Origin of the sequence: Nocardia exalbida NBRC 100660 (genome assembly GCF_000308575.1) — a bacterium.
Taxonomy (GTDB): domain Bacteria; phylum Actinomycetota; class Actinomycetes; order Mycobacteriales; family Mycobacteriaceae; genus Nocardia; species Nocardia exalbida.
Window position 1 is genome coordinate 222,685 of the sequence record NZ_BAFZ01000089.1, and the last position, 18,051, is coordinate 240,735.

Here is an 18,051-nt window from a genome sequence, read left to right on the forward strand (position 1 = left end):
TGTCTTCACTGCCTGTCGACGTCTCGGCTGACAGTGCGCTCACCTACCGGTGCTCCGGTGTAATGACCAGTCTCCTCCACATTTTCCGCTAGTCAAGAGGCCGAACCGCCGATTCTCCGAGCCGGTGCGCGGGCCGCGCCGCGCACCCCAGACATCCTTCAGCAAATCGATCTTGACGTGTACTCTTGGCATCCGAACCATGCCATTGTGACTGGGGTCACAGCCCCGTCGCCCGACTGTTCCCGTCTGCCCGATGGCCGGGCAGACCGTCCCGTTGGAGTCCCCATGGCGCTCGTCCTCGGTCCCGTCTCGACGAGTGCGGGCGTGCGCGCGCACATCCACCGCAACCGCCCCGCCGGGGACACCGGATCCGTCGCTACGGAGTCATCATGAGCGCACCGAACCGATTCGACGAGTTGCAGCATCGCGTCGCGGACCTCGCACCGGTCTTCCGCGAGCCGCTGGACTCGCCCTACGAGATCTCCAACGAGTTGTTCGCCGCACTTCGGCACGTTCTGCACGACGTGGGCGGCCAACCGGACATCCCGGTCGAGTACCGGGAGAAGGAGGAAGAGCCCTGGGAGATGAGCACCTACGTCACGTGCGAATGCCTCGGGTGGCGCGGGGTGTGGAACTCCGAGGAACGCAGGCGAGCGGAGAACGATCTCGGCGCGACGCTGTATTTCGGTCTCCCCTACTACGCGCGCTGGGCGACCGTCGCGGCGAAGACCCTGGTCGCCAAAGGACTGATCACCCCCGACGAACTCTCGGCCAAGTTGGACGAAGTGCGCGCCCGCAGGGAGGCGCGGCCATGAGCAGGAAGTATCGGATCGGCGATCGCGTCCGGGTGCGCAACGCTACGTCGATGTTCCACACCCGTACCCAGGCCTACACGCGCGGGCACACCGGCGTCGTCGTCGAGCACCGGCCGGAGTGGATCATCCCCGAGGACGAGGCGTGGGGACGCGAGGACGGTCGCGTCGAGCCGTTCTACGTCGTGCGATTCCATCAGAAGGATTTGTGGCCCAAATACACCGGCTTCGACGCCGACACCTTGGAGACGGAGGTCTCCGAGCGCTGGCTCGAGCCCGCAGAGGAGGACGCCCAGTGAGCCGGACCCACGATCACGACGCGCACGCGCCGATCCGGACGAGCGACGAGATCAGCGAATTCGAAGTGCTCGAGACGGCGGTCCGCGAACTGGCCATCGAGAAGGGGCTCTTCTCCCACGAAGACCACCGCAGGTTCGCCGAGTGGGCCGAATCGGTCGGTCCGCACGGCGGATCGAGACTGGTCGCCAAGGCGTGGACCGATCCCGACTTCAAGGCGCGCCTGCTCGCCGACGGGACCGAGACGTGCAAAGAGGTCGGCATCGACTGGCACGATCCCACCGGCTCCGGGACGCCGAGCGACTACACCTACTTCTACGTGCTGGAGAACACCCCGCAGGTGCACAACGTCATCGTGTGCACGCTGTGTTCGTGCTATCCGCGACCGGTTCTCGGAATGTCCCCCGACTGGTATCGCACACCCAATTACCGCCGCCGCCTGGTGCGCTGGCCCCGCGAGGTGCTCGCCGAGTTCGGCTTGCACTTCCCGCCCGACGTCGAGATCCGGGTGCACGATTCGAACCAGAAATCCCGGTTCATGGTGCTGCCGATGCGCCCAGAGGGCACCGAGGGCTGGACCGAGGAGCAGCTGGCCGCCATCGTCACCCGGGACACCATGATCGGAGTGGCGCTGCCCCAGGTCGACTGGACCGCGCAGCAGCCGCCGAACCGAGTCGAGACCGCGGCGGGGCAGGAGGGACGCCGGTGACGAGCGGTCCGTACGAAGTGCTGCTGAAAACCTTGGGTCCCGCGTCGCGCCGGGAGAGCACCCTGCCCGAACTCGATCGCAAGCCGGACCCGTGGGAGTCCAGCATGCAAGCCACGTGCGAATGCCTCTCCTGGCGCGGCGCCCTGGACAACCTGGAGCGCCGCCATGCCGAGGACGAGCTCGGCGAGACCATCTACCGGGACTTCCCGGTACGCACCCGATCTGCGGTGGTCACCGCGCACGCGCTGATGGACCTGGGCGTGATCAGCCCGGAGGAACTGCACGCCCGCATGGAAGCGGTCCGGGAGCGGTTCCACCGGCAGTAGGCCAACCAGAACCGGCGGAGAGCCCCGGAGACGGCCGAACCGAAGCATCGCAAACGAAAAGGCCCGGAACCTCATGGTTCCGGGCCTTTCGCTAGTAGCGGGGACAGGATTTGAACCTGCGACCTCTGGGTTATGAGCCCAGCGAGCTACCGAGCTGCTCCACCCCGCGTCGGTGAACACAACATTACACACGGGTTCACGCAGACTGCAAATCACCAGCTCAGCAGCGGTTTCGACCCGATAGACGGACCATCGGAACCGTCGACGGGACCCTATAGCAACCCCGAAACGCGCGATGCGAACTCGGCGAGAAGCACATTCCACACCGCGCCCGCAAGATTTGCCACACGTTGACCACTTCAAACGTGACGTACTTCACTATTTCGACGTGATCTCACTCACATAACGATGCGATAACTTACCACTGCTCTGGCGTGTTGATGCCGTTTCCCACCTGGAAAAACGGGGATATTTCTGTTATTCGCTTCATGCAATTCCGGCGTTATCCAGATGTGATCTGCTGAGATTTCTTCGTTACCGTCAATCCACGGCCCGGATCATCCGAGACGGGCTCGAACTCGAACCGCCGAACACCGGCAACCCTGTCCCGCGGTTCGAGGATCCCCGACGACCTGGGGACAGGGACGCGGCAGAGTTCCATCGCCGTGCCGGCGGGCGCAGGGAGGGAAACGACCATGACTGAGAACCGGAAGATCAGCACCCGCGCCCTCGGCTTCGCCGCCATCACCGGCGCACTTGTTGCCGTCCCGTTCGCATTCTCCACCGCTTCCGCCTCCGCGGCGTCCCACAACTGGGACGGCGTCGCACAGTGCGAGAGCGGTGGCAACTGGGGGATCAACACCGGAAACGGCTACTACGGCGGCCTGCAGTTCTCGCAGAGCACCTGGGCCGCCAACGGCGGCAGGGGCTCGGCGCACAACGCGAGCAAGGAAGAGCAGATCCGGGTGGCGGAGAACGTGCTCGCCACCCAGGGCGCCGGCGCGTGGCCGGTGTGCGGCCAGTACCTGCGCCAGGGCACCTCCGAGCCCGAGCCCCTCGTCGAGGCCGAGGAACTGCCCGCCGTGCCCGAGCCCGCCCAGCCTGCCGTCGGCGCCGCGCAGTCGGCGGCCGAGCAGGTCCGGTCCGCCGCGGACGAGCTCGCCGAGCAGTACGGCGTGAAGGACCAGTTCCAGCAGATCCTCAGCCAGAACAGCACGCTGATCGACGCTCTCGGTCGCTGACCCTCCCGCGTCACGAACGCGAAGACGCCGCCATCGTGAACGATGGCGGCGTCTTCGGTGTTCAGGGCTGTTCGGACGGCGTCGCTATTCAGCGACCGGCGTCCTGGTACGCCTTGACGGCGGCTTCCAGCTCGTCCAGTGCCCGGCCGAACTCTTGGAAGTTCCCGCTGCGCATGGCATTTCGCACATTCTCGATCTTCCGGTTGAGCTCGGCGGCCGCGGCGTCCTTTGCGGGGGACGATCCGGGCGCGGGCGGCGAGACCGATGCGGGCGGCGGCGTCGCGGCGGTGCCGGTCCCGTTGTTGCCCTGATCGGCGGGCGGCGGAACGGTGCCCGGCTTGGGCCTGGTGCCCGAGTCACCGCCGAACGGCGTCGCCAACGCGCCCGCACCGGGGATGACCTGGTTCAGCGCGTCCGCCAATGTCGAGGCGTAGCCCACCTTGACGTTGCCCGCCTCGTCCCGATAGCTCACCAGCACGCGCAGCAGCTGCGGGAAGGTCGCCGTGTTCGGCCCGGTGTTGCGTTCGTTGTAGAACGGCTCCACATAGAGAATGCCGCCGTCCGCGACCGGCAAGGTCAGCAGATTGCCATATTTGATCTTGTTCGAATTCGACAGCAGCGTTTTCTCGCGCGATACGTCCGGCGAGGTCGTCATCCGGTTCTGCGTCTGCTGCGGACCCAATGTCTGTGTATCCGTGGGCAATCGAAGAATCGTGAATTTCCCGTAGCCGTCCGGATCGGAGCGCACCGAGATATACGCCGCGAGGTACGGGCGGTTGTAGCCGGTCATCGCGCTGGTCAAATTGAACGTGGGCTTGTTCGTCTTCGAGTCGCCCAGCAGCACGTAATACGGCGGCTGATTGGCGGTGGTCCCGCCCTCGGTGGTCGGATCGGCGGGTACCGACCAGAAGGCGTTGTTGGTGAAGAACTCCCGGGGATCGTCCACGTGGTACTTCGACAGCATTTCGCGCTGGACCTTGAACAGATCCTCCGGATAGCGGAAGTGCGCCCGCAGTTCCGGCGAGATCTCGCTCTCCGGCTTCACCGCGCCGGGGAACACCCCGCGCCAGGCCTGCAGCACCGGATCCGACGAGTCCACCTCGTACAGGGTGACGCTGCCGTCGTACGCGTCGACCGTGGCCTTCACCGAGTTGCGGATGTAGCTGACCGACTTGCGCGGCAGCATGCGCCCGGTCTTCTTGTCGATGCTGTCCTCGACCGCGCCTTCCAGCTGGGTGTTCTGCGCGTACGGGTAGTTGTCCAGCGTGGTGTAGGCGTCCACGATCCAGACGATCCGTCCGTCCACCACCGCGGGGTAGGCGTTCCCGTCGGTGGTCAGCCAGGGCGCGACCTTCTGCACCCGCTCGCGCGGACTGCGGTTGAAGATGATCTTCGAGTCGTCACCGATGGCCGAGGAGAACAGGATGTTGCGCTCGGCGTACTTGGCCGCGAAGGCCAACCGGTTGAACCAGTTGCCGATCGGCACGCCGCCCTTGCCGGTGTAGGTGAATTGCGCGGTGTCGGAGTCGTACTCGCGCGGACGCTGGCCGTCCATCGCGCCGACGATCGCGTAGTCCGGGTTCGCCTGCGAGATCAGCTCGCCGAAATACACCCGCGGCTGGTCCACCCTGATCCGCTGCTTGTCGGCGGGCGTGAACAGGTCGCTCACCATGAAGATCGGGTAACCGCCGTCGCCGCTGCCCCCGGCGGCGTTGGGATCGTCCGACGGCGGCTTGTTCACCCGGTTGGCGGGGGCGGCGACGAAGCCGTTGCCGTGCGTGTAGACGGTGTGCCGGTTGATCCAGTCGGTCTGGTTGCCGCTCAGCGCCGCGGGCGAGAGCTCCCTGGCGGCGACGATGTAGTCCTGCACGTCGCCGTCGAGGTTGTAGCGGTCGATGTCCAGCGACTCCGGGAAACCGTAGAAGTTCTTCAGCTGGCGCAGCTGAGTGAACGTGGGCGAGAGGATGTTCGGATCGAGCAACCTGGCGTTGCCGATGGTGGCGGCGTCCACCGGCACGTCGAGCGGGTTCTTGTTGCTCTCGCCCTTGTAGTCCTTGTAATCGATCCTGTCATCGGTGATGCCGAACGCCTGCCTGGTCGCGGCGATGTTGCGTTCGATGTACTCGCTCTCCTTGTCCGCGGCGTTGGGTCGCACGGAGAACTGCTCGACCACCAGCGGCCACACCGCGCCGACCAGGATCGAGGACAGCACCAGCAGCGCGGCGGCCATCGCGGGCACCCGCAGATCGCGCAGCACGATGCCGGCGAAGAAGGCCAGCGCGCAGATCACCGCGATGGACAGCAGGATGAGCTTCGCGGGCAGAACCGCGTTGATGTCGGTGAACGAACCGCCGGTGAAGGTGGGCTCCTTGCGGCTGCTGGAGAGCAGTTCGTACCGGTCGAACCAGTACGCGATCGCCTTGAGCAGCACGAAGGTTCCGGCCAGCAGCGCGAGCTGGACTCGCGCGGCGCGGGTGAGCGTGCCCTCGCGACCGGTCAGACGCAATCCGCCGAAGACGTAGTGGGTGACCAGGCTGGCGAAGAACGCGATGACCACCGCGACGAAAAGCCAGTTCAGCACCATGCGGTAGAAGGGCAGGTCGAAGGCGTAGAAGCCGACGTCGAGGCCGAACTCCGGGTCCTTCTCGCCGAACGAACCGCCGTGCAGGAACAACTGCACCGTCACCCAGTTCGACTGCGCCACCAGGCCCGACAGCAGGCCGAGCAGCACCGGGATGCCGACGCCGAACAGCCGCAGCCTGCTCATCACGGTGGTGCGGTAGCGCGCGATCGGATCGTTCGGGCCCGCCACCGGCACGAACACCGGCCTGGATCGGTAGGCCAGCAGCAGCGCCAGCCAGACCACCAGTCCGACGAACGCCGCCACGACGAGGAATAGCAGGACCCGGGTTCGCAACACCGTGAGATACACGTTGCGGAAACCGACCTCGCCGAACCACAGCCAATTCGTGTAGGTGTCCGTCAGCCGCGGCCCGAGCAGCAGCAATGCCGCCAGGACGATGGCTGCCACCAGCAGCACACGGCTGCGTCGGGACAGCGAAGGTAAGCCGGTGGGGGGCCGCATGCCCACGATGCCACTCTCCAAGGTCCGGCGACGCTCGCACCGAGAGGCCCGGCCGATGCGCCGCAGTCCGATGTTGCGGGTGGTCCTTCCGGACCGTCCCGGCCCACTCTACGGAAATCGGACACCATGCAGCTGGCAGGGTTGCGCTTGCCGCGCCGGAGAAACCAACATGCGGGCTTCCGGCTGCCCCCGTCGGCGGTTTGGTTGGATGGTCGCGTGACCCCAGACCTGCACGCCGAACTCGTCCTTGCCCGATCCGTCCGGGAGGTGGCGGAATTCGTCGACGCCGAGGGGTGGGGCAATCCCCCGCAGATGTTCGCCTTGGTGCCGACCGCGGACCTGGTCGCGGCGCAGCCCGAACTGGAGGAGCAACTCGACGAGGGCGACGAGCTGACGCCGGTCGCCCAGGAGGCTTTCCCGGACGACATCACCGGCGGCTCGATCGCCTTGGACGAGTTCCTGGCCACCACCAGCTGGCCTCCCGCCGTCCGCGGTTGCGTGCTGGTGCAGGAGATCGTGGTGCTCCCGCCGGACGCCGAGTCGACGCTCGACGACGCGCTCGCGCCGCTGCTGGCCGATCACGACGCCGCCGACGCGGCCGCGCGCGCCGCCGCCGAGGCGCACCCGGAGCGCAGGGAGGCCCGGTTGTTCGCCGCGGTGCTGCGCGACGGCGCGTCGCTGTGCCTGCTGCAGCTGCGCCCCGAGGACGACGCCGACGACTTCGGCGACCTCGACCTGCGCACCTATCCCAACCTGGCACCCAACCTGGTCGAGGCCCTGCACCATACGTTCGAGTGAACAAACCCGGTCAGGCGCTCGACCGGCTCGCCGACAAGGCGCGCTGACTCCACGGACATCGAACGCCCGCTGGGACCACCGCCACAAGCGGCGCTGCTGCCCGCCGCAATCTCGGATGCGGGCCCGGTGCAGCCGGAGAGCGATAGCCTGCTGCTCCTTGCCGCACGGGAAGCCGCCCACGTGCCCTGCTACGCGCTCGCGGTGAACACCCAGAGCGGGTCGCGTGGCTTCCGGCCGGGGTCACCTGCCTCGCGTCGCGACCTCAGCCGCAGCTGACCGGTTCCTTGCCGGTGTTGATCTCGTTCAGCGACTGCACCGCGCCGGTGAGGTTCTCGACGCGCACCAGCCGCAGGCCGTCCGGGGTCCGCTGCTTGGCCTCGTTGCAGTTGGCGGCCGGGACCAGGAAGGTCTCCGCGCCCGCCTCGCGCGCGGCCATCATCTTGTACTGGATGCCGCCGATCGGACCGACCTTGCCGTCCTGGTCGATGGTCCCGGTCCCCGCCACGAACTTGCCGCCGTCCAGCTCGCCGGGGGAGAGCTTGTCGATCAGGGCCAGGCTGAACATCAGTCCCGCGGAGGGCCCGCCGATGTCGGCGAGATTGAAGGCGACCTGCACCGGCGGGCGGGCGCCCTCCCCCGGCGTCACGCCGAGGTAGCCCTTGGCCGGGTCGTCGGGGCGCGCGCCGAGGACGATCGTCGCGGTCTGCTCGGCGCTGTCGCGCCGGTACACCACGGTCAGCGTGCTGCCGGGCGCCTGGGACGCGACCGCGGTGACGACGTCCTTGGGCGCCGTCACGGGCGTGCCGTTGATGCTGATCAGCTCGTCGCCCGCGCGCAGCACATCGTGGGCGGGCCCGTCATCGGTCACCTTGCGCAGCAGCACCACCGTGGGCAGCCGAAGGTAATGCAGCGCGGCGACCTCGGCGTTGCCCTCGGAGTCCTTGAAGTCCTCCTGGTTGGACTTGTCGATCTCCTCGCGCGAGACGCCCGGCGGGTAGACCTCCGAACGCGGCACCAGGCCGTGCTTGCCGCTGGCCCAGAAGCCGAACGCCTCGAAGATGCTCAGCCCGTCGCGCACCGACACCGTGGTCATGTTGAGATGGCCCGTGGTCGGATCGACTTCGGTGCCGCGCACGTCGACGACGTCCTTGCCGTCCACCTCGCCGAGGGTGTCGAAGGTGGGGCCGGGCCCGAGTGCGACGAACGGCACAGTCAGCACACTGCCGACGACACCGAGCACGAGCACCGGGATCAGAGCGGCCACCAGGGTGAGGATCCGACGATTCACCCGGACCACAGTAATGACAGCAGGCGACGCGAGGCGCCGGAGGCGGTCATTTTCCCCGGGCGCGCCGCCCCCGGTTTCGCGCCGCGCGAACATCGGGACGCTGTGCTACGCGCGTAACGTGAAGGGCATGAACGACCTCCCCTTCGGATTCTCGAACCGCGACGACGACGATCGTAAGCGCGGTGACGAGCCGGGCGGTCCCGGTCCGAACGACCCGCTCGGTTTCGGTATCGGCGGGTCCGGCGCGGGCGGATTCGACCCGGCGCAACTCGGGCAGATGCTGACCTCGCTCGGCCAGATGCTCAGCGGCATGGGGCAACCCGGCTCGGCGCAGGCCGGGCCGGTGAATTACGACGTCGCCAAGCGGCTGGCCCGCCAGCAGCTCGGCTCGACCATCGCCCCCGTCTCCGCGGGCGCCGCGAGCGCGGTGGCCGATGCCGCGCATCTGGCCGAACTCTGGCTCGACAGCGCGACCACCCTGCCCGCGGGCGCCACCAGGACGGTCGCGTGGACCGCCAACGACTGGATCGAGCAGACCCTGCCCACCTGGCAACGCCTGTGCGACCCGGTGGCTCAGCAGATCTCGGGAATGTGGACTTCGGCGCTGCCCGAGGAGGCCAAGCAGTTCGCCGCGCCGATGGTCGGCATGCTGGCCCAGATGGGCGGCTTGGCCTTCGGCTCACAGCTCGGCCAGGCGCTCGGCCAGCTGGCCAAGGAGGTGTTGACCTCCACCGACATCGGACTCCCGCTGGGACCCACCGGCACCGCGGCGCTGCTGCCCGCGGCGATCTCGGAGTTCAGTGCGGGGCTGGAGCAGCCGGAGAGCGAGATCCTGGTGTTCCTCGCCGCCCGGGAAGCCGCCCACCAGCGACTGTTCGCCCATGTGCCGTGGCTGCGCCAGCAGGTACTCGGCGCGGTCGAGGACTACGCGCGCGGCATCCGGATGGACTTCTCCGCGCTGGAGCAGGCCGCGCAGGACATCGACCCGATGTCGCTGGCCGATCCCGCGAAGCTCGAGGAGATCCTCGCGCAGGGCACCTTCGAGCCGCAGACCACTCCCGAGCAGAAGCAGGCGCTGGAACGGCTGGAAACACTGCTGGCGCTCATCGAGGGCTGGGTGCAGGTAGTGGTCGCCGAGGCCGTCGGCGACCGGTTGCCCGGCGCGGGCGCGCTGGCCGAGACGCTGCGCAGGCGGCGCGCCACCGGCGGGCCCGCGGAGCAGACCTTCGCGACGCTGGTCGGCCTGGAATTGCGTCCGCGCAAGCTGCGCGAGGCAGCGGCGCTGTGGCGCAGGCTTACCAGCGATGCGGGCATGACCGCGCGCGACCAGGTCTGGGCACACCCCGACCTGCTGCCGGACTCCGACGATCTGGACTCCCCCGCCGGCTTCATCGACTCGGTGATCGGCGGCGGCGCGGCCGTGTTCGACGATCCGCTCGCGCAACTGGCCGAAACCGAGGCGCGCGAGCAGGCCGCGCGCGAGCACAAGGATGACGACGCCGGGCCCGACCTGGGCAAACAGGGCGGCGAATCCGCCTGAGCCGCCTTGTGGACGAAGCGAGATCCTGTGGATAACTGAGGATTTCGGAGCGAGCCGCGCACCCCGCGATCCGCATACTGTTGACATGACAGCGATATGTCGTGGTCCTCGATTGCGCCCGAGGGTGACCGTGCTGGTCCGCCCGACCGGTGTGGTCCAACTCGGGTGCGATCCGGAAACCGCGGTGGTGCTCGGCCCGGAAGGCATGGACGCCGAGACGGTCCTCACTTTCCTCCGCCTGCTCGACGGTCTGCGCACCAAGCCGCAGATCATCTGGCGAGCCGGAGAATGCGGCATAGACGCCGAACGGGCTGTGGCATTGCTCATGCTGGTGGACGAGGCCGGGCTGCTGGACCACCCGCAGGACCGAGCCGGCCAGGTGCGCGCGGTGCGGGTGCACGGGCTCGGTCCGCTCTCGGACGCGGTATCGGCCGGGCTGCGCGCGCTCGGCGTGCAACCGAGCCGGTCCCGGGACTATCCGTCCGGCACGGCGACGGTGCGGTCCTGGGGAGCGGACCTCGTCGTACTCGCCGACACGCTGATGCCCGATCCGCGGCTGGTGAGCGAATTGGTACTGCACCGCATTCCCCATCTGCAAATGCGCATCCGGGACAACAAGGGCGTCATAGGGCCTTTGGTGCTGCCCGGCGCGACCAGCTGCCTGCGTTGCGCGGACCTGATCCGCTCGCAGAACGACGCCGATTGGCCGCACCTGGCGGCCCAGCTGCTCGGCCGCGTCGGACACGCCTCCCCCGCCGGGATCGCGGCGACGACGGCGGTCGCCCTCGGCGAGCTGGAGGCGATCATCGCCTGCTCGGCGCGGCGCACGCCGGCCACCCTGGACGCGACTCTGGAACTGGATCTCGATTCACATGTCCTCGATCGGCGCAAGTGGGACCGCCATCCCGCATGCGCGTGTGCGCGCGTTTCCGCAGGCCTCGCGGCCGGAGCCCCGACGTGATCAAGATTGCCGTGGCAGATCGGCCGCTCCGTCCGCCATGATGGGTACGTGTCTGAGATCGTGCGCCGTCGCTCGTCCCGCAACGCCAAGTTGGCCAAGATTCCGCTCGGCATCGCCGGACGGGCGGCCGTGGGGTTCGGCAAGAAGCTCGCCGGAGGCGACAAGTCCGAGATCAACGCGCAGCTCAACCAACGCGCCGCCGAGCAGCTGTTCACGGTGCTGGGCGAGCTGAAGGGCGGCGCGATGAAGTTCGGGCAGGCGCTCAGCGTGATGGAGGCCGCGGTCCCGGAGGAGTTCGGCGAGCACTATCGGGAGGCGCTCACCAAGCTGCAGGCCGCAGCGCCGCCGATGCCCGCCGCCACCGTTCACCGGGTGCTCGACCAGCAGCTCGGCACCCAGTGGCGCACTCGCTTCCGTGAGTTCGACGACACCCCGGCCGCGTCGGCCAGCATCGGGCAGGTGCACCGGGCGGTGTGGTCGGACGGACGGACCGTGGCGGTGAAGGTGCAGTACCCCGGCGCCGACGAGGCGCTGCGCGCGGATCTCAAAACCCTGTCCCGGATGTCCGGTCTGGTCGCGTCCGTGATCCCCGGTGCGGACGTCAAGCCGATCCTCGCCGAGATCACCGAACGCACCGAGGAAGAGCTGGACTACCGCAACGAGGCCGCCAACCAGCGTGCCTTCGCCAAAGGCTTCGAAGGGCACGCCGAGATCGTGGTGCCCAAGGTGGTGGCCAGCGCGCCGAAGGTGATCGTCACCGAGTGGCTGGACGGCGTCGCCGTTTCGACGATCATCAAGCAGGGCGCCGAGGATCCGGCGGGTACCCGCGCGCTGCGCAATCGCGTGGCGGGGCTGATGGGCCGGTTCCACTTCTCCTCCCCGGAGGTCGTCGGACTCCTGCACGCCGACCCGCACCCCGGCAATTTCATGATGCTGCCCGATGGCAAGCTCGCGGTCATCGATTTCGGCGCGTGCGCACCGATGCCGGACGGCTTCCCCGCGGTGCTGGGCCGCATGCTGGCCCTCGCGGTCGAGGAGCGCTTCGCCGAACTCACCGAACTGCTGTACGACCACGGCTGGGTGATCCCCGGCCGGGTGGTCACCCACCAGGAGATCGCCGACTATCTGCGGCCGTTCACCGACCCGATCCAGACCGACTCGTTCCACTTCACCCGCAGGTGGATGCAGCGGGTGGCGGGCAAGGCGTCGGAGTTCGCCAGCCCGGAAATGAAAACAGCGCGGGCACTGCAACTTCCGGCGGAATACGTGATGATCTTCCGCGTGCTCGGCGGTTCCGTCGGCATCCTTGCGCAACTCGACGCCGAGCTGCCGTTCATGGAACTCGTCCGAACCTGGATGCCCGGCTTCAGCGAGGAGCGCACGGCCTCCTGAGTTCCACCCACCCGACTCGGTCGAGCCGCCAGCACTATTCCGCCCAACCACAGATGCCCGACCGTCGCACTCTGCCAACCCGCCGAGGTGCGAGTCCAGCACTATTCCGCCCAACCACAGATGCCCGACCGTCGCACTCTGCCAACCCGCCGAGGTGCGAGTCTTACGAGCACCGTTCGGGGCCGCGAACACGCAGCGCCGCAGGCGCTGCAAATCAAACACAGACACAGCCGCCCACCGGATGACGGTGGGCGGCTGATCTGCTTTCTCGTTCGTTGGCTCGGTCCGTGTCGGGACCGACGGAATCGAGCACATCGACCGGAGGGAGGGAAATCACTCCCCGGCTCATGCCGGGACCGCGACCTTGCGCGGACGACCGCGGGGACGCTTGCGGGCGATCACGACACCCTGGTCGAAGATCTCGCCGCCCCAAACACCCCACGGCTCACGACGATCCATGGCGGCGCTCAGGCAGCCCTTGCGGATCGGGCAGGTCGCGCACAGCGCCTTGGCCTGCTCCAACTGGACCGGGCTCTCGGCGAACCAGAGGTCCGGGTCTCCAGCACGGCAGGGCAGGACCTTGGTGATCTCCTTGGTCCGGGTAGTCGACGCCACGGTTCGGCATGTCACGTCAGTAGTGGCCTGCGGCCAACCCTGTGCGGTGAACACGTCGTTCTCCTTCAGCTCGTTGCAGCGGTTCGTTTGTTGTGGCGAAACCGGTGCCGGTCGGCTGAAGGGCCGGAGAATACTGGCCACGGTTTCGCTGTCGTGCGATCCGTGGCCAGGAGGTCGGGGAGGAGTTTCCCTACCTAGGTCGACATCTGTGTCGAGTCCTGAACACGATCGCTGGGTGTGCGGTGCGGAGGCGTGCTGCCCGCGGATCCGCCGGCTCGAAGCCGGCTTCAGCCGCGAAGACACCGACTGCTGCCTCGGCAGCCGCCGGGTGCCAGCCCGCGCTGGGCTTGCCCTGGATCTCGGTACGGATAGACGTATGCATCGCAACGGAATTCACTTGCTTGCACGACGTGCCGAACGCACCGATTCCGGACACACCGATCCCCTGCAAGGCGAGGATCCCCCGGGAGGCCGCCATGGGCGCATAGACCGCAACGCCACTGGCGCCGAGGTTCATGATGTTGTCCACTGCTCTGCCTCCCTCCTGTACTCGTTGTGTCGCTAACTGTGCGCGCCGAGATGCCCTCCCGGTGCGTAAAAACACCATAGGCAAGATCTTCGAGCGCGACAACCTATTTTCTACCTGCGGTTTTGTGATATTGATCGAAGCCGGGACGCGACGATCGCGAGCACGTCGGCCCCGAACTGGTCGATCTTCTTCGCACCGATGCCCGCGATCGCGGCCAGCGCGGCGTCGTCGGCGGGCAGTTGTTCGGCGATCGCGGTGAGTGTGGTGTCGGTGAACACGACGAATTCGCGGACCCGCAGTGCCTGCGCCTTCTCCGCACGCCAGTCCCGCAGTGCCGCAAGCAATTCGGCGTCCAGTTCGGCCGGGCAGCGACGGCAGCGGCCGAGCATGGTGGCGTAGGTGCCGATCAACGGTTTCGCGCAGACCCGGCAGGCCGGGCGGACGCCGCGCGACGCCGACGGCGGGGCCGCGATTCGCGAGGCGGGCGAATCGTCGGGGACGAGGCCGTTGAGGAATCGCGAACGCCGCCTGGAACGCCTACCGCCCTCGTTCCTGGCCAGCGCCCAGGACAGCCGCAGATGTTCGCGCGCCCTGGTGACGCCGACGTAGAGCAGACGCCGCTCCTCCTCGAGGGCCGCCTCGTCGGCGACCGAGCCGTCATCGGCGAGGACGTGCGCGATCGGCATGGTGCCGTCGGACAAGCCGACGAGGAACACGGCATCCCACTCCAGGCCCTTGGCGGCATGCAAGGAGGCCAGCGTGACCCCCTGCACCGTGGGTGGGTGCCTGGCCTCGGCGCGGGTCGCGAGTTCGCGCAGCAGGCCGGTCAGGTCGAGCCGCTCGTCGTGGCCGATCAGTTCCTCGGTCAGGCGCACCAAGGCGATCAGCGAGGACCACCGTTCCCGCGCCTGCGCGCCCGCGGGCTCGGTGGCGGTGAGCCCGAGCGGGGCGAGCACCGCGCGCACCAGCGAGACCAGGGCATTGCCACTGCGCGCCTGGTCGGGCAGGTCCTCGCGCGACGCGGCCTGCCGCAGCGCCTGCACGGCCTGCCTGACCTCCGCCCGCGCGAAGAACCCCTCGCCGCCGCGCACCTGGTAGGGAATTCCGCGCTCGGTCAGCGCCTGCTCGTAGCTCTCGGACTGGGCGTTGATCCGGTAGAGCACGGCGATCTCGGCGGCCGGTGTGCCCGCCTCGATCAGCCTGCCGATCGCCGCCGCCACCGCCGCGGCCTCCGCGGGCGCGTCGTCGTATTCGGCGAAGACCGGCTCGGGTCCGTCGGCGCGCTGGCCGATCAATTGCAGCCTGGTGCCCGCGATGCGCCCGCGCGCCGCGCCGATCACCCGATTGGCCAGCGACACCACCTGCGGAGTCGAGCGATAGTCGCGTTCCAGGCGGACGACGGTGGCGTCGGGAAAGCGACGGGAGAAGTCCAGGAGGTAGCTCGGCGTGGCGCCGGTGAACGAATAGATCGTCTGGTTCGCGTCCCCGACGACGGTCAGGTCGTCGCGGTCGCCGAGCCACGCGTCGAGCACGCGCTGTTGCAACGGCGTGACGTCCTGGTACTCGTCCACCACGAAGCTGCGGTAGCGGCCGCGGAATTCGTCGGCCACCGCCGGATAGTCCTCCAGCGCCGCCGCCGTGTGCAGCAGCAGGTCGTCGAAGTCCAGCAGCAGCCCGTCCGGCGTCGCCTTGAGCTTCTCGTAACCCGCGTAGACATCGGCGACCCGCAGCGCCTCGTAGGGCGTCTCGCGTCGCTGTTTCGCGACCGCCGCCATGTAGTCCTCCGGCGCGATGAGCGAGCCCTTCGCCCACTCGATCTCGCTCAGCAGGTCGCGGACGCTGTCGGTGGCCGTGGACAGCCCGGCCCGCTGCGCCGCCTGCGCGACGATCGGGAACTTGGCATCGATCAGCCGCCACGGCACGTCACCGACGATCTGCGGCCAGAAGTACTTCAGCTGCCGCAACGCCGCCGCGTGGAACGTCCGCGCCTGCACCTGGGTCGCTTCGCCGCCGAGGCCGAGCGCGCGCAGCCGGGTGCGCAACTCCCCCGCCGCCCGCGCGGTGAACGTGACCGCGAGCACCTGATCGGCCTTGACATGGCCCTGCGCGATCAGATGCGCGATGCGATAGGTGATGGTCCTGGTCTTGCCGGTCCCCGCGCCCGCGAGCACGCACACCGGGCCGCGCGGCGCGCGCACGGCGGCGGCCTGCTCGGGATCGAGGTCTGCGAGGTCGAGAGCGGGCACGCGGTCCATCATGACAGCGCCCACCGACACCCACCGTCCGGGCGTCGACCCGAGCCTGCACCGACGTCATCACGGACAACCGCAGCGAAGAACGGGACGGCCCGACCGCTGTCGACGTCATCCGACACATCCTGATGTCGGCGGCGCAACTGAGAACCGCGACCCATCGACATCACCGACACATCGAACTCGGCCCTCCACATCACTGCCGACGTGCCGGGTTTCGAGGCGAGTGCGGCACCGTTTTCCGCGCACCTGCGCGGAAGGTCCAGGGGCCGCCGCTTGCCCACACGCGTGGTAACGCCACGACTCGCAAGCGGGCGCCGAGCGGGTGGACAGCCTCCCACCGATCAGTGGTCGCGCAATAGCTGTAAGGCCTGGAGAAAAGCGCCGCCCGATGCGCCGAGCGGGGCGAAGTACTCCTCGTCGCATGCCTCGACCGCGACGATGGCCCGGTTGACCAGTGCCACCCCGGCTTCGGTGGCGACCAGGGCCTTCGCCCGGCGGTCGCTCGGGTGGTCGCGGCGTTCCAGCAGGCCCTTCTGCGCCAGCGTGCGCACCACCTGGGAGGTCATCATCGGGTCGGTGGCGGCGTATTCGGCCAGGTCACGCTGTCGAACCGGGTCCGCGCGACCGGCGGCGAGGTAGGTCAGCGAGGCGAGCAGCACGAACTGCACATGGGTCAGATCGAACGGTGCGAGTGCCGCCCGCTGCGCCGCCTGCCAGCGATTGGTCACCTGCCACAGCAGCAGGCCGGGGCTTTCCTCGGCCGTGGGGAATCTGGAGCGCAGCCTCCCGTCCTCCGCCTCGTGCATCGGCCTTCCTCATTCCTCGGTCATCGCCCGCGAAATCAGCGCGTAGTCGTGCGGGCTGAGTTCTATCAGGCCGCGGCGCAGGACCATCCCCCAGTTCGGCACGCTGGTGAATTCCAGATCGGCACGCAACTCCTCGATCGGGATTTCCCGCGCACCGGTTCGGTAGCTGACCGAACGGCGCCACGGCTGGAAGCAGCCGCCGTCCTGGGGGTCGGCCTGCCAGGCCGGGCGGTCGTCGATGGTGCCGATCGCGGTGAACGAACGCACCGGTGCTCCGGCGCGCATGCCCTCGCGTGGCGAGTAGTAGATCAGCCCGTCGCCCGGCCGCATGCGTTCCACGGCCGTGCGCTTGCCGTGGTTGGCCTGCGCTATGGCGATTTCGACACCGCGCCGGACGTGTTCCCGGGACACGACCGCCAGCCAATATCTGGTAGGCGATCCGGTGACCGTTCCGCAGTCGACGCCACTCCTTGATGACCGGGCACTCATGTCGGTGCTCCTTCCATGCGTGTGAATCTCGGTGGGTGCTTCGGCCGACGCTCGCTCACCACGACAGATCCGCCGGTGTGGCGACCGTCCGCCGAGGGTTGCGGCCGCTCACGCCGCGATCCCCTCCGCGACGGCGACCAGCGCGTCCAAGTCGGGCTGCACGGCTCTCGCCAGCCCCGCACCGAGGATCTTCGTCCACAGCAGCCGCAGCGGTCCGTCGATCGAGACCGTCACCGTGATCGTGGTGCGGCCGTCGACGGCGGCGACTTCATGGGCGAAGGTGAGCCGCGCACCGGGCAATTTCGACACATCGACGAACTCGCGGTCGGTCAGGCGCTCGATCACGAACCGGACCTTCGGACCGCCCTTCGGCCGCAATGTGCCGGTCGAGCCCTCCGCGAACGGTCCGTCCAGCCGAGCCCACTCGGTGTCGGTGTTCCATTCCGGCCAGGTCGCCATGTCGGCCCAGCGGGCGAAGAAAGCGGTGGGCGGGGCACTCGAGCAGGCGTGCGCGGTGGCGATGAGCGTCATTCATTTAGTATGCGCGCATACTAAATGCCGCGCAAGACGGGAAGAAGTTCGAGTTGGAACAGCGGGCCACCGTCCGGCGTTGCAGTGTCCGTGACTGACGCGAATCCCACTCTGACGATGTACTCGACCACCTGGTGCGGCTACTGCCGCAGGCTCAAGAAGCAACTGGAGGAGGCGGGCATCACCTACGTCGAGATCGACATCGAGCAAGATCCGGCGTCGGCCGAGTTCGTCGGCAGCGTGAACGGGGGCAACCACGTGGTGCCCACCGTGAAGTTCGCCGACGGCTCCACCGCGACGAACCCGTCGCTGGCCGCCGTCAAGCAGGTCCTCGCCGGTCTGTCCTGATCCGCTGCCGCGCGCGGGTCGCATCGGCC

At 68.3% G+C, this 18,051-nt stretch carries 18 protein-coding genes and 1 tRNA gene; 10 read left to right on the top strand and 9 right to left on the bottom strand.

Going from position 1 to position 18,051, the window contains the following annotated elements; translation table 11 throughout:
* Positions 1–389: 389 nt before the first annotated feature.
* Genes ON29_RS37815 through ON29_RS21905 form a run of 4 tightly spaced genes read left to right on the top strand, consistent with a single transcriptional unit; the run spans position 390 to position 2,144 of the window.
* Positions 390–815, top strand: coding sequence for an SH3-like domain-containing protein (locus ON29_RS37815; RefSeq protein WP_040868945.1), 426 nt, complete (start codon positions 390–392; stop codon positions 813–815).
* Positions 812–1,111, top strand: coding sequence for an SH3-like domain-containing protein (locus tag ON29_RS37820; RefSeq protein ID WP_040868947.1), 300 nt, complete (start codon positions 812–814; stop codon positions 1,109–1,111). Before ON29_RS37815 ends, ON29_RS37820 begins: the two co-directional genes overlap by 4 nt.
* A complete protein-coding gene (gene scnC / locus ON29_RS21900) occupies positions 1,108–1,818 on the top strand; it encodes a thiocyanate hydrolase subunit gamma (RefSeq protein WP_040868949.1) in 711 nt (236 codons plus the stop codon). The genes ON29_RS37820 and scnC overlap by 4 nt, the downstream gene beginning before the upstream one ends.
* A complete protein-coding gene (locus tag ON29_RS21905; protein ID WP_040868951.1) occupies positions 1,815–2,144 on the top strand; it encodes a hypothetical protein in 330 nt (109 codons plus the stop codon). The genes scnC and ON29_RS21905 overlap by 4 nt, the downstream gene beginning before the upstream one ends.
* 95 nt (positions 2,145–2,239) lie before the next feature.
* Here the strand turns inward: ON29_RS21905 and ON29_RS21910 are convergent.
* Positions 2,240–2,313: transfer RNA gene (locus ON29_RS21910), tRNA-Met, on the bottom strand.
* A gap of 526 nt (positions 2,314–2,839) precedes the next feature.
* On the opposite strand from ON29_RS21910, the gene ON29_RS21915 reads away from it, so the two are divergent.
* Positions 2,840–3,385, top strand: a complete 546-nt coding sequence (locus ON29_RS21915) for a transglycosylase family protein (RefSeq protein WP_040868953.1) — start codon at positions 2,840–2,842, stop codon at positions 3,383–3,385.
* Between the two features lie 88 nt (positions 3,386–3,473).
* On the opposite strand, the gene ON29_RS21920 is transcribed toward ON29_RS21915, so the two are convergent.
* Entirely contained in the window at positions 3,474–6,476 is a 3,003-nt protein-coding gene (locus ON29_RS21920) for a UPF0182 family protein (RefSeq protein WP_040869089.1), read from the bottom strand.
* 210 nt (positions 6,477–6,686) lie between these two features.
* On the opposite strand from ON29_RS21920, the gene ON29_RS21925 reads away from it, so the two are divergent.
* Positions 6,687–7,268, top strand: coding sequence for a PPA1309 family protein (locus ON29_RS21925; protein WP_040868954.1), 582 nt, complete (start codon positions 6,687–6,689; stop codon positions 7,266–7,268).
* 262 nt (positions 7,269–7,530) lie between these two features.
* Here the strand turns inward: ON29_RS21925 and ON29_RS21930 are convergent, their stop codons facing one another.
* Positions 7,531–8,556 (bottom strand): YlbL family protein, encoded by a 1,026-nt coding sequence (locus ON29_RS21930; protein ID WP_217999266.1) that lies wholly within the window; start codon positions 8,554–8,556, stop codon positions 7,531–7,533.
* Positions 8,557–8,683: 127 nt separating this feature from the next.
* Here ON29_RS21930 and ON29_RS21935 point away from each other — a divergent pair, with 127 nt between their 5' ends.
* The 3 genes from ON29_RS21935 (at position 8,684) to ON29_RS21945 (ending at position 12,449) form a co-directional block, all read left to right on the top strand.
* Positions 8,684–10,096, top strand: a complete 1,413-nt coding sequence (locus ON29_RS21935) for a zinc-dependent metalloprotease (RefSeq protein ID WP_040868956.1) — start codon at positions 8,684–8,686, stop codon at positions 10,094–10,096.
* 85 nt (positions 10,097–10,181) lie between these two features.
* A complete protein-coding gene (locus ON29_RS21940; RefSeq protein ID WP_040868958.1) occupies positions 10,182–11,057 on the top strand; it encodes a hypothetical protein in 876 nt (291 codons plus the stop codon).
* A 48-nt stretch (positions 11,058–11,105) separates the two neighbouring features.
* Positions 11,106–12,449: an ABC1 kinase family protein gene (locus ON29_RS21945; protein WP_040868959.1), complete on the top strand. Its 1,344-nt coding sequence runs from the start codon at positions 11,106–11,108 to the stop codon at positions 12,447–12,449.
* A gap of 345 nt (positions 12,450–12,794) precedes the next feature.
* On the opposite strand, the gene ON29_RS21950 is transcribed toward ON29_RS21945, so the two are convergent.
* The 6 genes from ON29_RS21950 to ON29_RS21970 form a co-directional block, all read right to left on the bottom strand.
* Positions 12,795–13,118 (bottom strand): WhiB family transcriptional regulator, encoded by a 324-nt coding sequence (locus tag ON29_RS21950; protein WP_157114250.1) that lies wholly within the window; start codon positions 13,116–13,118, stop codon positions 12,795–12,797.
* Between the two features lie 136 nt (positions 13,119–13,254).
* On the bottom strand, positions 13,255–13,593 hold the full coding sequence (locus ON29_RS36025; RefSeq protein WP_157114251.1) for a hypothetical protein: 339 nt from the start codon (positions 13,591–13,593) through the stop codon (positions 13,255–13,257).
* A gap of 110 nt (positions 13,594–13,703) precedes the next feature.
* Positions 13,704–15,851, bottom strand: a complete 2,148-nt coding sequence (locus ON29_RS21955; protein ID WP_040868961.1) for an ATP-dependent DNA helicase UvrD2 — start codon at positions 15,849–15,851, stop codon at positions 13,704–13,706.
* Positions 15,852–16,189: 338 nt separating this feature from the next.
* Positions 16,190–16,654 (bottom strand): MarR family winged helix-turn-helix transcriptional regulator, encoded by a 465-nt coding sequence (locus tag ON29_RS21960; RefSeq protein WP_040868963.1) that lies wholly within the window; start codon positions 16,652–16,654, stop codon positions 16,190–16,192.
* Between the two features lie 9 nt (positions 16,655–16,663).
* Positions 16,664–17,143, bottom strand: coding sequence for an EVE domain-containing protein (locus ON29_RS21965; protein WP_051175453.1), 480 nt, complete (start codon positions 17,141–17,143; stop codon positions 16,664–16,666).
* A 108-nt stretch (positions 17,144–17,251) separates the two neighbouring features.
* The gene (locus tag ON29_RS21970) at positions 17,252–17,674 is read right to left on the bottom strand and encodes an SRPBCC family protein (RefSeq protein ID WP_040868965.1); all 423 of its coding nucleotides are present in this window, start codon (positions 17,672–17,674) and stop codon (positions 17,252–17,254) included.
* A gap of 117 nt (positions 17,675–17,791) precedes the next feature.
* Between ON29_RS21970 and ON29_RS21975 the strand changes: the two genes are divergently transcribed.
* Positions 17,792–18,022: a mycoredoxin gene (locus ON29_RS21975; RefSeq protein ID WP_085994930.1), complete on the top strand. Its 231-nt coding sequence runs from the start codon at positions 17,792–17,794 to the stop codon at positions 18,020–18,022.
* Positions 18,023–18,051 lie beyond the last annotated feature (29 nt).

Coding starts and splice junctions, on each gene's coding strand:
- ON29_RS21935 (WP_040868956.1), top strand. CDS start 8,684: ATGAACGACCTCCCCTTCGGATTCTCGAACCGCGACGACGACGATCGT.
- ON29_RS21940 (WP_040868958.1), top strand. CDS start 10,182: ATGACAGCGATATGTCGTGGTCCTCGATTGCGCCCGAGGGTGACCGTG.
- ON29_RS21970 (WP_040868965.1), bottom strand. CDS start 17,674: ATGACGCTCATCGCCACCGCGCACGCCTGCTCGAGTGCCCCGCCCACC.
- ON29_RS37815 (WP_040868945.1), top strand. CDS start 390: ATGAGCGCACCGAACCGATTCGACGAGTTGCAGCATCGCGTCGCGGAC.
- ON29_RS21915 (WP_040868953.1), top strand. CDS start 2,840: ATGACTGAGAACCGGAAGATCAGCACCCGCGCCCTCGGCTTCGCCGCC.
- ON29_RS21965 (WP_051175453.1), bottom strand. CDS start 17,143: ATGAGTGCCCGGTCATCAAGGAGTGGCGTCGACTGCGGAACGGTCACC.
- ON29_RS21955 (WP_040868961.1), bottom strand. CDS start 15,851: ATGATGGACCGCGTGCCCGCTCTCGACCTCGCAGACCTCGATCCCGAG.
- ON29_RS21975 (WP_085994930.1), top strand. CDS start 17,792: ATGTACTCGACCACCTGGTGCGGCTACTGCCGCAGGCTCAAGAAGCAA.
- ON29_RS37820 (WP_040868947.1), top strand. CDS start 812: ATGAGCAGGAAGTATCGGATCGGCGATCGCGTCCGGGTGCGCAACGCT.
- ON29_RS21960 (WP_040868963.1), bottom strand. CDS start 16,654: ATGCACGAGGCGGAGGACGGGAGGCTGCGCTCCAGATTCCCCACGGCC.